Source organism: Brevundimonas sp. NPDC055812 (assembly GCF_053616535.1).
Genome location: NZ_JBSHDX010000004.1, coordinates 1 through 12,174, shown reverse-complemented (window position 1 = coordinate 12,174; position 12,174 = coordinate 1). Strand labels below are relative to the sequence as shown.

The window sequence follows — 12,174 nt, the reverse complement described above, 5'->3', positions numbered from 1 at the left end:
TCATCCGGGAGACGACGTTCGTGAACACCGCTGCGGCCCAGGCCGAAATCGAAGAGGTGCGTCTGGAAGACGTCCATCCATGCTCCACCTGCGGCGCCCGTCCGCTGGGCGTGTGCGCGGACCTCAAGGGTCATGAGTTGCAGAGCATGGCCTGCGCCAGCGAAAACGTCACCGCCCAGCCGGGCCAGGCCCTGTTCCACGAAGGCGATCCGAACCCCTATGTCTTCAACGTCGTGGACGGGGCGGTGAAGCTTTATCGCCTGCTGCCCGACGGACGACGCCAGATCACCGGCTTCCTGTTCCAGGGCGACTTCCTGGGCCTGGGCGGGCGCGGGCCGTCCAGCTTCACGGCCGAGGCCCTGACGCCGCTGAACGCCTGCCGGTTCCGGCGCGGCGACTTCGATCAACTGCTGAACGCCCTGCCCGCGCTGGAGCACCGTCTGGTGGCCCTGGCCGGGGATGAGCTGATGGCGGCGCAGGAGCAGATCGTCCTTCTGGGCCGCAAGACGGCGCGCGAGCGGCTGGCCAGCTTCCTGACCCGCCTGTCCGAGCGTCAGGTGCAGCTGGGCGGCGCCGTGGGCCACGTCCACCTGCCGATGACGCGGCTGGACATCGCTGACTATCTGGGCCTGACGATCGAGACGGTCAGCCGGGTCTTCACCCAATTCAAGACCTCGGGCCTGATCCAGCTTCTGCCGGGCAATGACGTCGCCCTGCCCGACCCGGCCGCGCTGAAGGCCCTGGGCGAAGGCGCCGCCTGATCCATTCCGTCTAAAGGGATAAGGGGACGCGGCCTGACGTTCCGCGCCCCTCCCCGCATCGGCTTCAGAACTTGCGGCCGACGCCCACCGACACGACCCAGGGATCCAGGCTGACGCTGCTCTTCAGCGCGCCGCCGTTGATCTTGGCGTCCGTGTCGAACCACACCTTCTTGGCGTCCAGGTTCAGCGTCCACGGGCCAGAAATGTTCCAGTCGGCGCCGGCCTGAAGCGCCACGCCGAAGCCGTTGTCCAGATCGACCTCAAAGCCGTTCTTATCCTTGCCGCTGAAGAAGGCCATGTAGCCGACGCCCGCCCCGACATAGGGGCTGACCGTCGCGTTCGGCGTCGGCCGGTATTGCAGCGTCACCACCGGCGGCAGAACCCAGGTCTCATGCACCGCTACATCGGTCGCGCCGCCCTTGGCGCGGACCTCGTGCTGGGTGGCGCCCAGGATGGCCTCGACGGCCCAGTGGTCGGCGACGAAATAGGTGAAGCCCAGCGTCGGCATCCAATCGTCGCCCACTTCGACATTCAGGCCGCTGTCGGCCCCGGCGGCGGTGACGATGGCGTCATCCGCCTGAGGCAGGACGCCCGTCATGCGCGCGGTGACGATCAATGAGCCCTTGCCCACCTGCTCAGGCGCGGCGTTCTGGGCCGAAGCGGCGCCCGCGACGGCCAGAAGGCTGACGGAAGCGATAAGGGCGGCGGCGGTTTTCATCGGTTCAATCCCCGACATTCGCCGGCTCGGGAGAGGGCCCGGCTTCGATGTCATCATGACCTTGCGCCTGCTCGCCTCACTCCGCCTTGATCCAGCGCAAGCTACGGAAACTTCGTCGATTTCATCCAAGAAAAATCCCCTCCGGCCAGCGCCGAAGGGGATCTTTCGTCTGTCCGTCAGATGACGGGGGTCAGGGTTCCGAGTGACCCTCGTCTCCCTCATCGAACAGGCGGAACTCGTGCCAAAGGCCGTTCAGGACGCCGAAGGCCACCGCCAGGCCGAGGCCCAGGATCCAGGCGAAATACCACATGGGATGATCTCCTTTCGCGGGATCAGTAGAGGTCGGGGTTGGTCTTCAGCGCCTCGGTCGTCGAGCGGCCCCACAGCACCTTGTAGACCCAGGCGGTGTAGAGCAGGACGAAGGGCAGGAAGACCGCCACCACGATCAGCATGATGAACAGGGTCGTATGGCTGGACGAGGCGTTCCACACCGTCAGGCTGGACTGGGCGTCGATCGAACTGGGCAGGATGAAGGGGAACATCGACAGGCCGACCGTCGAGATGATCCCAACCGCCGAGGCCGACGATCCGCCGAAGGCCAGCGCCGCCGACTTGCGCCACATGCCCAGCAGACCGATCGCGGCGCCGACGAAGCCCAGAACCGGAGCGATGATCATCCACGGATAGCGACCGTAGTTGTCCATCCAGGCGCCCGGCGCCGCCTCGACCGCCGTGCGCAGCGGGTTGGAGGCGCCCGCCGTATCCACCACGCCGGTGATGCGGAAGCCCATGTCGCCGAAGGCCGCCATGGCGCCGCCGATCGCGAACAGCACCAGGCTGGCCACGCCGGCGACGGTGCCGATGGCGCGGGCGCGCTTCAGCACCGGACCTTCTTCGCCCTTGATCGCCAGCCAGGCCGCACCGTGCAGCACCAGCATGGACACGGACAGCAGGCCGCACAGCAGGGTGAAGGGCGAGAACAGGCCCAGCAGACCGCCTTCATAGAAGCTGCGCAGGTCGCTGGTCAGGCGGAAGGGCGCGCCCAGCAGGACGTTGCCGACGGCCACGCCGAACACCAGGGCCGGGACGAAGCTGCCGATGAACAGGCCCCAGTCCCACATGGAGCGCCAGCGCGCCTCGGGCCGCTTCGAGCGATACTTGAACGACACCGGCCGAAGGATCAGCGCGGACAAGACCACGAACATGGCCAGGTAGAAGCCCGAGAAGCTGACGGCGTAGACCTGCGGCCAGGCGGCGAAGATCGCCGCTCCGCCGACGATGAACCAGACCTGGTTGCCTTCCCAGGTCGCGCCGATGGTGTTGATCACCATGCGGCGCTCTTCATCCTTCTTGGCGACGAAGGGCAGCAGGGCGCCGACGCCCATGTCGAACCCGTCGGTCAGGGCGAAGCCGATCAGCAGCACGCCCAACAGTCCCCACCAGATCAGGCGGAGGGTGGTGTAGTCGAGGGGAAGTTCCATCTCTCTTTTTCCTTCAACGACCGGGTCAGGCGACCGCGGGCTCGCCTTCAGCAGCGGCGTCTTCTTCGCTGGCTTCCTGTTCGGCGAACGGCCCCTTCTTGACCGCGCGCAGGATCAGGCCGACCTCGACGACGGCAAGGGCACCGTACAGCAGGGTGAAGCAGATGATCGTGGTCCACAGGTGGGCCACCGTCAGGCTGGACGCGCCCAGGAAGGTCGGCAGCACGCCTTCCACGGCCCAGGGCTGACGCCCCACTTCGGCCAGCAGCCAGCCGGCCTCGATGGCGATCCACGGCAGCGGGATGGCCAGGACGGCCAGGCGCAGGAACCACTTCGTCTCATGCTTGCGCAGGGTGCACAGGATGAAGGCCGTTCCGAACAGGCCGATCATCAGGAAGCCGATGCCGGCCATGAAACGGAACACCCAGAACATCAGCGGCACGTTCGGAACCGTCGACCAGGCGGCCTGCTTGATCTGTTCCGGCGTCGCGGCGCGCGGATCCTCGACATAACGCTTCAACAGCAGGCCGTAGCCCAGGTCGTTGCGCACCGTCTCGAACTGGCCGCGGGCGGCCATGTCGGTCGGATCGGCCTTGACCTTATCCAGCGCGTCATAGGCGACGACGCCGCGTTCGATGCGGTCCTCGGCGACGGCGACCAGCTCCAGAATGCCCTCAACCGGCTTGTCGATGCTGCGCGTCGAGATCAGGCCCAGAACATAGGGCACCTTGACCTCGAAGTGGGTGTGGCGGTCCTCAAGGTTCGGCAGGCCGAACAGGGTCAGACCGGCCGGCGCCTCTTCGGTGCGCCACATGGCTTCCAGAGCGGCTAGCTTCATCTTCTGGTTGTCGGTCAGGGCATAGCCCGACTCATCGCCCAGAACGACCACCGACAACGACGACAGAAGGCCGAAGGCGGCGGCGACCGTCATCGACCGCTTGGCGAAGCCCTTGTGCTTGCCCTTCAACAGATAGAAGGCCGAAATGCCCAGCACGACCACGGCGGCGCAGACGTAACCGGCCGACACGGTGTGGACGAACTTGGCCTGGGCCACCGGGTTGAAGATCACCGCCATGAAGTCGGTGATTTCCATACGCATGGTGTCGGGATTGAAGGCGGCGCCGACCGGATTCTGCATCCAGCCGTTGGCGATCAGGATCCACAGAGCCGACAGATTGGTGCCCAAGGCCACCATGAAGGTGACGAACAGGTGGGCGTGCGGCTTCAGCTTGTCCCAGCCGAAGAACATCAGGCCGACAAAGGTCGCCTCCAGGAAGAAGGCCATCAGGCCCTCGATCGCCAGCGGCGCCCCGAAGATGTCCCCGACATAGTGGGAGTAGTAGCTCCAGTTCATGCCGAACTGGAATTCCATCGTCAGGCCGGTGGCGACGCCCAGCACGAAGTTGATGCCGAAGATCACGCCCCAGAAACGGGTGATCGTCCGCCAGATCGGCCGACGGGTCATCACATAGATGCTCTCCATGATGACCAGCATGAAGGAGAGACCCAATGTGAGGGGCACGAACAGAAAGTGGTATAGCGCCGTCAGTGCGAACTGAAGGCGTGAAAGGTCTACGACCGCCAGGTCGATCATCGTTCCAGGCTCCTGACCGCCAGCCCCCATCGACCGGCGTTCTACTCTAACCTAAGTCAGCGCGTATTGGCGCGCCTTGATCCTGATCAAAGCCAGAGGCAGCGACTTGAACTAGAGGACGTTTCGCCCAAAGACCTTTCGCCACATAGGCTTTTTGCCCCATCCTCTATTGTCGTCGATCACGCTGGATGAGGGCGGATCTGACCCTCATTCCCAAAATGGCGCACCTGGAGACATGATGACGGCCCAGCCGGTCGACCCTCAGCAGGCGAGTTCCCCGAGAATCGCAGAGACGGCTGCGCCTGCGGCCTGGCTGAAGGCCGCCCTGTCCCCCTGGCGTCGCCTGATGAGCCTGGGCGGAGCCCTGGTGATCGCGGATACGGTCCCGGCCGTCGGCTTCGCCGCTGGATTGGCCCTGGCCGTCGGCGCCTTGCCGCGCGGCCTGGACGAGGCCTTCCCCGGCCTGGTGCTGGCGGTCGTCGCCCTGATCGTACGCGCCGCGCTCAGTCAGGGCGCGGTCTTCGTCAACACCCGCGCCGCCCGCGCCGCCAAGAACGGTCTGCGTCGCCGCGCCCTCAAGGGCGCCCTCGCCGGCCGTTTGTCGGACGCCGCCGCCATGACCGCCGCCGCCGAGGGCGTCGAGGCCCTGGACGGCCACGTCGCCCGCTTCACCCCCGCCCGAACGGCCGCCGCCGTCTCCCCCCTGATCCTGATCCTGGCGGCAGGGGTGGTCAGCCCCTTCACCGCCGGCATCCTGATCTTCACCCTGCTGCCCTTCGTCCTGGGCATGGCCCTGACCGGCATGGCGGCGGGCGCCGAGAGCCGCCGTCAGTTCCTGGCGCTGGAGCGTCTGTCTGGCCTGTTCCTGGACCGGGTGCGCGCCCTACCCGCCATCCTGTCCTTCCAGGCCGAGGCGCAGCAGACGCGCGTCATCGCCCGCGCCTCGGACGACCTGGCCCGCCGCACCGGCAAGGTGTTGAAGATCGCCTTCCTGTCCTCGGCGGTGCTGGAGTTCTTCTCGGCCCTGGCCGTCGCATTGGTCGCCGTCTACTGCGGCTTCAACCTGCTGAAGCTGCTGCCCTTCCCCGCGCCCGACGAACTGAGCCTGGCGCAGGCCTTCTTCGTGCTGGCCCTGGCGCCCGAGGTCTATCAGCCCATGCGCCGCCTCGCCGCCGCCTATCACGACCGTCAGGCCGCCGAGTCCGCCGTCCCCAGCCTCAGCCGCCTGGATCAGGGCGACGAGACGCCCCGCGCGCGTCTCTCTCCGCCCGCCTCGGCGCCCGCCGTGCGTTTCAAAGACGTGGCGATCGCCTATGACGGCGCGCCGGCGCTCAGCGGCTTCGATCTGACGGTCGCGCCCGGCTCCATCGTCGCCCTGACCGGCCTCAGCGGCGCGGGCAAGACCAGCCTGCTGAACCTCTTCCTGGGCCTGGCACCTCTGTCAGGCGGCGAGGTCGAGGTCGGCGCCGCGCACCTGTCGGACGCCCCCGACCTGACCGCCTGGATCGCCTGGGCCGGTCAGGCGCCGGTCGTGATCCGCGGAACCCTGGCCGAAAACATCGCATTGGCCCATCGCAGCGCCACATCCGAACAGATCGAACAGGCCGCGCGCAAGGCGGGCCTCGACGGCGCGCTGGATCGCCGGATCGACGAGCGCGGCGGCGGTCTGTCGGGGGGCGAGCGTCGCCGTCTGGGCCTGGCCCGCGCCTTCCTCAAGCCCGCGCCCCTGCTGCTGCTGGACGAACCGACCGCCAATCTGGACGCCGAGGCCGAGGCCGCCCTGCTGCCGCTCATCCGCGAGGCGGCGCGCGGACGCACGACCCTGATCGCGACCCATTCCGACGCCGTGGCCGAACTGGCCGATGTGGTGGTGCGCCTGTGAAGCCTCAGTCCTCTCCCGGCGTCGTCCGCCTCAAGGCCATGATCCGCGCCCAGGAGCGCGCTCAGTTCCCGCGTCTGCTGGCCGCCTCGGTCACAGGCGCCCTGATCTCGGCCGGGGCCGTGGCCCTGCTGGGCGTCTCGGGCTGGTTCATCACCGCCGCCGCACTGGCCGGCGCGGCCGGACCGGCCGCAGCCCATGTATTCAACTATCTGGTCCCCAGCGCGGTCATCCGCTTCCTGGCCATCGTCCGCACCGCCTCCCGTTATGGCGAGCGCGTCACCGGCCACGAGGCGGCGCTGAAGGCCCTGGCCGCCCTGCGTCCCCAGTTGTTCGACGGCCTGGCGCGCGGCCCCACGACGCGAGCCCTGTCGCTGGCGGGCGGCGAGGCCTCGGCCCGACTGGTGCAGGATGTCGACGCCGTTCAGGATCGTTTCGTGCGTCTGTCCGCGCCGTGGAGCGCGGGCGCTGGGCTGTTGATGGGCATGGTGATGGCCTCTCTGGCCGGATGGCGCGCCGCCGTCGCGGTCGCCCTGGCCGCCGTGGTCAGCGTGGCGCTGGGCGTCGTCCTGGGCCGCCGTCTGGCCGAGCCTGCGGGCCGCCGCCTGCAGGAGGCGATGGGCGACTTCAAGACCGACTTCGCCGCCATGTCCGCCGCCGCACCCGAGCTTCAGGCCTACGGCATGAAGGACTGGGCCGTGGATCGTCTGGCCCGTCAGGGCGGCGCCGTCGAAGCCGCCGCCGAGGCCCTGGCCCGCGCCGGAGGCTGGCTGATGGCGGGGCAGACCCTGTCCATGGCGCTGGGCGTCATGGGCGCGGCGCTGGCCGCCGGTTCCGCCTCCCCCGCTTTAACCGCCCTGGCCATGCTGGCCGCCGTCGCCACGGTCGAGAGCGCGGGCAATCTGCTGAACGCCCTGCGCCAGAACGGCGCCGTCGCCGTCGCCGTTCAGCGTCTGGGCGAGTTGCTGGATGGAGAGGCTCCCATCGCGACGTCCGCCGCCGAGCCTGCCCTTCGCCTGTCGTCGGCCGATCTGCGTCTCGCCCCGCCTCAGCGCCTGGCCGTCGTGGGTCGCTCCGGCGCAGGCAAGACCACCCTGATCGAGCGGATGATGCATCTGCGCGCGCCTGTTCCGGGCGAGGTCGCCTTCGCCGATGTCGACAGCGCCGGTCTATCGCCCGACACCGTGCGCTCGCTGTTCGCCTATGCGCCGCAACAGGCGGTTCTGATGGCCGGAACGGTGCGCGAGAATCTTCGCCTGGCCGCCCCTTCGGCCGATGACGATCAGCTCTGGGCAGTGCTCGAGGACGCCGGCCTGACCGACCGCATCCGCGCCGCGCCCGGCGGGCTGGACGAGCCTCTGGGCGAGAACGGCGCGCGGCTGTCAGGCGGCGAGCGGCGGCGGCTGGGCCTGGCCCGCGCCTATCTGCGCCCCGCGCCCTGGCTGGTGCTGGACGAACCGACCGAAGGGCTCGACGCCGCGACAGAGGCCAAGGTTCTGGACCGGCTGGCCCAACGCCTGCAGCGCACCGGTCAGGGCCTGATCCTGGTCAGCCACCGCCCGGCCCCGTTGGCCCTGTGCGACCAGACCCTGACCGTCAGCGGCATCGCCCCGGATGGTCATGTTCAGGCACACGTCGGTCCTCTTCGCGCCGTCGCCTGAACCGGCCGACCTTTGATCTCCATCAAGGCGCGGCCACGGACGGTGAGCTCTGCTGTCGGCATAGGAGAACTGCCATGCCCTCAGAAATCATCGCTCCCGTCGCCGCCATGGGCGCCTTCTTCCTCACCTTCATGGCCGCCATGGCCTACGGCGTGATCAACAGCAATCTGGCCGACCGCAAGGCGCGCTGACCATGACGCTGCATCACATCCGGCTGGAGCTGGCCCGCGAGGCCGATGCGCCGCATGGCGATCCGGGCGACGGCTATGACCTGGTCATGACGCTGGACGAACACTCCCGGTTGGACGCTCCGGCCCTGCTCGCCGCGCCCGAACGCACGCGCGTCCGCCGTTTCCGCGACGGCGAGACGCTGGCGGTCGGCCAACTGACCCGGGGCGCGGACGGCCGCTGGGTGCTGGACTTCCCCGGCGAGGACGCCGACGCCGTCGGCTTCCGCCTCGAAAGCGAACGCTTCGTGCCGGGGGAATACGTCTCCCTGGCCGAGCCGGGCGGCCCCATGCGTCCCTATCGGGTCGCCCTGGTCCAGCCTTTGGACCGCACCTGAGCCGCCACGACGGCGCCGCCTGATCAGGCGGCGTCGGTCTCCTCGCCTTTGATCACAGGGCGGAACAGCAGCTTGTCGATGCGTCGGTCGTCCATGTCGATGACCTCGACCTCGAAGCGGCCCAGCTGAAGAATGTCGCCCTCGTTCGGCACGCGCGACAGATGGTGCAGCACCAGGCCCGCCACCGTGTGGAAGCCTTCATGCTCGCCGAAGTCCTCGCCCAGCGCTTCGCCCAGTTCATCCAGATCGATCTGACCGTCGACGGCCCAGGTGCCGTCGGCGCGCTTGCGCACGGCCGTCTCGACCTCGTCATGGCTCTCGTTGAAGTCGCCGGCGATCATCTCCAGCAGGTCCGTCGCCGTGACCACGCCTTCAAAGGCGCCGTATTCATCCACCACGAAAGCCATGTGAACCTTCGAGCCCTTCAGGATCTCCAGCGCCTTCAGCACCGAGGTCGACTGAGGGATGAAGGCGGGTTCGGCCACCAGCTTCTCGACGTTGAACTCGCCGTTGTCGAGCAGGCTGTCCAGCAGGTCCTTCTTGTGGACCACGCCCAGCGGATTATCGATGTCGTTGTCCCGCGCCACCACGATGCGCGAATAGGGACAGGTGCGAATTTCCTCGCGCAGCGTCTCTTCGGAATCGTCCAGGGCGATCCAGTAGACCTCGTGGCGCGGCGTCATCGCCACGCGCACGGCCCGGTCGCCCAGGCGCAGGATCTCCTCGATCATCTCCTGCTCTTCCGGCTCGATCAGGCCTGCGGACGTGCCCTCGGCCAGGATGCTCTCCACCTCTTCCTGAGTGACGTCCGAACCGTCGCGATCCTTGACGCCCAGCAGCTTGAGGATGCCCGAGGTCGACGCCGTCAGCAGCAGCACGAACGGCTTCATCACCAGGGCCAGGGTCGAGATCGGACCGGCCATCTTGGAGGCGATGGTCTCGGGGAAGATCAGGGCCAGGCGCTTGGGCACCAGTTCGCCGACGATCAGCGAGACATAGGTGATCAGCACCACGACCACGCCGGTGGCGATGATCTGCGAATAGGGCGCCAGCGCCGGCAGATTCGCCGTCAGGATGTCGTCCAGCTCGCCGGCGATGGCCGCCTGACCATAGGCGCCGGCCAGAATGCCGATCAGGGTGATGCCCACCTGGACCGCCGACAGGAACTGCGTCGGCTCCTCAGCGAGTTTCAACGCAGCGCGTGCGCCGCGATCGCCTCGTTCGGCACGGCTCTGAAGCTTGGATTTGCGGGAAGACACGACCGCGAGTTCGGTCATGGCGAAAAGGCCGTTCAGCACCACAAGCAGCAGCACGACGACGATAGCGATGGTCAACATCGAAAAGGGAGAAGCCCTGACGCGGCGCGACTAACGGCGTCCGCGAGGCGTATAGTAAAGGCGATGCCGCCCCTGCGCCAGCTTTCTTGTCGAAACTGCGGCGTTCAACCTGATCGGCCCGTCTCGACGGCGCCGTAGAAGCCCGTGCCGGCGCCGCCCTGCCCCATGCCTCCGGTCTGCGCGGCGCAGGCGCTAAGGCCGATCACCAGACCTATCAGCAGGCCCAGACGTGCAGCGCGGATCATCTTGGTTAACCGGTCATTGACGACCCGGCCTGAACGCGAGACGCGGCAACCGAGTTCCCCGGTCAGGCCGCCGAGGACATGCTCTCATCCAACCATTCAGCGGCGACAGCGACGCCTCGCTCCATGCCCTGCAGCAGGATCTCCAGGGTCACCGGTTTCGCCACCAGATGGTCGGCGCCGGCCTGCACCGCCTGCAGATGATGAGCCTCGGTCGTATTGGCCGTCAGCATGACGATGGGTGTGCGCGCCGCGCCCTGACGCGCCTCCTCGGCGCGGATGCGACGCATGGCGTCCAGTCCGTCCATGCCCGGCATCTGCATGTCCATCAGCACCACGTCGAAACGCTCCTTCTGGAATCGCAGCACGCCCTCCAGCCCGTTGTCGGCGGTGACGATCTCGAAACCCAGCGGCTCCAGCAGACAGCGCACGACCATCTGATTGGCCGGGTTGTCCTCGACCGCGAGAATGCGCAGTCGGGCGGGCTCCTCGGGTTTCTCGATGACCGACCCAACCGCCTCCGTCGAAGCCGACAGCGGGCGCTGGATCGGCAGGTCCACGCTGAACACGCTGCCCTCGCCCGGCGCAGACGCGACAGTGATCGTTCCACCCATCAGTTCCGCCAGCGACTTGCAGATGGACAGGCCCAGACCCGTGCCGCCGAACTGACGCGAGATGGCGTCATCTGCCTGGACGAAAGGCTTGAACAGGCGTTGGGCGGCCTCGGCGTCGAAGCCCATGCCGGTGTCCTGCACCTCGATCACGAGGCGCTCCTGGCGTTCGACCGCCCGCACGTCGACCTGGACGGACACGCGGCCTTCAGCGGTGAATTTCACTGCGTTGGATACAAGGTTGGAAACGATCTGGGTGATGCGCACCCCGTCTCCGATCACCTCGCCCCGAGCGGTCGGCGTGAAGGCGACCTCCAGCGCCAGGCCCTTGTCCTCGGCGAGCGCGCGACGCATCTCGACCACCGCCTCGATGTCGCGCCTGAGGTCGAACGACGCCGGCGACAGGCTGAACTGACCGGCCTGCATCTTCGACAGGTCCAGCATGTCGTCCAGCACCCGGCGCAGGGAGTCGCCAGCCCCGGTGATCAGGTTCAGCATCTCGCTCTGGCGCGGCGTCAAGGTCGTGTGCGCCAGGGCCGAGGCCAAGCCCAGCACCGCGTTCAGCGGCGTACGCACCTCATGGCTGACGTTGGCGAAGAAGCGGTCACGCACCTCTGCGGCCTGCCGCGCCTCGGCCTGCGCCAGCTCCAGGGCCCTGAGCGCACGAACGTGGTCCGACACCTCGAAACGGATGGCGGTGTAGGTCTCGGGTCGTCCGACCGCCCCGAGGTTCGGAACAATGGTGGTGTCCACCCAGTAGGCCTCGCCCGATTTGGTGCGGTTCTGGATGGTGCCGCGCCACACTTCGCCACGCGCGATGGTCCGATACAGGTTGCGGAAATAGTCGCGCGCATGAACGCCCGAATTCACCACCCTGTGCGTCTGGCCGATCAGCTCGGCGCGCGAATAGCCGCTGACCGCCTCGAACTTGTCGTTGCAATACAGGATGCGGCCCGCGCGATCCGTAATCGCCACGATGGCGGCCTCGTCAAGCGCGGCGGAGAGGCCGGCGCGGCGCGGCCAGTCGACGTCAGTCATAAGGGGTCCTTTCAGCCCGGCACATGGCGCGTCCATGGCTGAGAAACCCTTAACCGCCCCGCTAGACCAAAGTCGGGCGTCTCCTTTTGATTCAACGCAATCGCGCATGGCAAAACGGCCCCCGGATCGCTCCGGGGGCCGCTCTGTACGCTTACGCTACTCTTACTGTGCGGCCTCAGGGGCCGCTCATCGATTACTCGACGATCTTGGCCACGACGCCGGCGCCGACGGTGCGGCCGCCTTCGCGGATGGCGAAGCGCAGCTTCTCTTCCATCGCGATCGGCGTG

The 12,174-nt window shown here is 67.7% G+C and carries 12 protein-coding genes; 4 read left to right on the top strand and 8 right to left on the bottom strand.

The genetic code is table 11. The annotated features are described in order from the left end of the window. Positions 1–20 precede the first annotated feature (20 nt). The gene (locus tag ACWGL1_RS07770) at positions 21–761 is read left to right on the top strand and encodes a Crp/Fnr family transcriptional regulator (protein ID WP_292056537.1); all 741 of its coding nucleotides are present in this window, start codon (positions 21–23) and stop codon (positions 759–761) included. A gap of 64 nt (positions 762–825) precedes the next feature. Here ACWGL1_RS07770 and ACWGL1_RS07765 read toward each other — a convergent pair whose 3' ends face one another. From ACWGL1_RS07765 to ACWGL1_RS07750, 4 genes are all read right to left on the bottom strand, one after another. Continuing rightward, entirely contained in the window at positions 826–1,479 is a 654-nt protein-coding gene (locus ACWGL1_RS07765) for an OmpW/AlkL family protein (protein ID WP_452111686.1), read from the bottom strand. Positions 1,480–1,669: 190 nt separating this feature from the next. Beyond that, on the bottom strand, positions 1,670–1,789 hold the full coding sequence (cydX, locus tag ACWGL1_RS07760; protein ID WP_024355286.1) for a cytochrome bd-I oxidase subunit CydX: 120 nt from the start codon (positions 1,787–1,789) through the stop codon (positions 1,670–1,672). 22 nt (positions 1,790–1,811) lie between these two features. Continuing rightward, a complete protein-coding gene (gene cydB / locus ACWGL1_RS07755) occupies positions 1,812–2,960 on the bottom strand; it encodes a cytochrome d ubiquinol oxidase subunit II (protein WP_452111685.1) in 1,149 nt (382 codons plus the stop codon). 25 nt (positions 2,961–2,985) lie between these two features. Further along, positions 2,986–4,551 carry a cytochrome ubiquinol oxidase subunit I gene (locus tag ACWGL1_RS07750; protein WP_452111847.1) on the bottom strand — a complete coding sequence of 522 codons (1,566 nt, stop codon included), beginning with the start codon at positions 4,549–4,551 and terminating at the stop codon, positions 2,986–2,988. A 238-nt stretch (positions 4,552–4,789) separates the two neighbouring features. Between ACWGL1_RS07750 and cydD the strand changes: the two genes are divergently transcribed. The 3 genes from cydD (at position 4,790) to ACWGL1_RS07735 (ending at position 8,659) form a co-directional block, all read left to right on the top strand. Further along, a complete protein-coding gene (gene cydD / locus ACWGL1_RS07745; protein WP_452111684.1) occupies positions 4,790–6,436 on the top strand; it encodes a thiol reductant ABC exporter subunit CydD in 1,647 nt (548 codons plus the stop codon). Further along, the gene (locus tag ACWGL1_RS07740; protein WP_452111683.1) at positions 6,433–8,094 is read left to right on the top strand and encodes an amino acid ABC transporter ATP-binding/permease protein; all 1,662 of its coding nucleotides are present in this window, start codon (positions 6,433–6,435) and stop codon (positions 8,092–8,094) included. The genes cydD and ACWGL1_RS07740 overlap by 4 nt, the downstream gene beginning before the upstream one ends. Before the next feature lie 193 nt (positions 8,095–8,287). Further along, a complete protein-coding gene (locus ACWGL1_RS07735; protein WP_291774096.1) occupies positions 8,288–8,659 on the top strand; it encodes a hypothetical protein in 372 nt (123 codons plus the stop codon). 23 nt (positions 8,660–8,682) lie between these two features. Here ACWGL1_RS07735 and ACWGL1_RS07730 read toward each other — a convergent pair whose 3' ends face one another. From ACWGL1_RS07730 to ACWGL1_RS07715, 4 genes are all read right to left on the bottom strand, one after another. Further along, on the bottom strand, positions 8,683–9,996 hold the full coding sequence (locus ACWGL1_RS07730) for a hemolysin family protein (protein ID WP_338578418.1): 1,314 nt from the start codon (positions 9,994–9,996) through the stop codon (positions 8,683–8,685). Positions 9,997–10,100: 104 nt separating this feature from the next. Then, positions 10,101–10,241, bottom strand: a complete 141-nt coding sequence (locus ACWGL1_RS07725; RefSeq protein ID WP_312220681.1) for a hypothetical protein — start codon at positions 10,239–10,241, stop codon at positions 10,101–10,103. A gap of 62 nt (positions 10,242–10,303) precedes the next feature. After that, a complete protein-coding gene (locus ACWGL1_RS07720) occupies positions 10,304–11,887 on the bottom strand; it encodes an ATP-binding protein (RefSeq protein ID WP_452111682.1) in 1,584 nt (527 codons plus the stop codon). A 193-nt stretch (positions 11,888–12,080) separates the two neighbouring features. Then, positions 12,081–12,174 (bottom strand): EF-Tu C-terminal domain-related protein (locus ACWGL1_RS07715; protein WP_192665346.1); only part of this gene is annotated, 94 nt, incomplete at its 5' end.

Excerpts from the sequence above, each read along its gene's own strand:
- ACWGL1_RS07725 (WP_312220681.1), bottom strand. The coding sequence starts at position 10,241 with ATGATCCGCGCTGCACGTCTGGGCCTGCTGATAGGTCTGGTGATCGGC.
- cydX (WP_024355286.1), bottom strand. The coding sequence starts at position 1,789 with ATGTGGTATTTCGCCTGGATCCTGGGCCTCGGCCTGGCGGTGGCCTTC.
- ACWGL1_RS07735 (WP_291774096.1), top strand. The coding sequence starts at position 8,288 with ATGACGCTGCATCACATCCGGCTGGAGCTGGCCCGCGAGGCCGATGCG.
- ACWGL1_RS07720 (WP_452111682.1), bottom strand. The coding sequence starts at position 11,887 with ATGACTGACGTCGACTGGCCGCGCCGCGCCGGCCTCTCCGCCGCGCTT.
- ACWGL1_RS07765 (WP_452111686.1), bottom strand. The coding sequence starts at position 1,479 with ATGAAAACCGCCGCCGCCCTTATCGCTTCCGTCAGCCTTCTGGCCGTC.
- cydB (WP_452111685.1), bottom strand. The coding sequence starts at position 2,960 with ATGGAACTTCCCCTCGACTACACCACCCTCCGCCTGATCTGGTGGGGA.
- ACWGL1_RS07730 (WP_338578418.1), bottom strand. The coding sequence starts at position 9,996 with ATGTTGACCATCGCTATCGTCGTCGTGCTGCTGCTTGTGGTGCTGAAC.
- cydD (WP_452111684.1), top strand. The coding sequence starts at position 4,790 with ATGATGACGGCCCAGCCGGTCGACCCTCAGCAGGCGAGTTCCCCGAGA.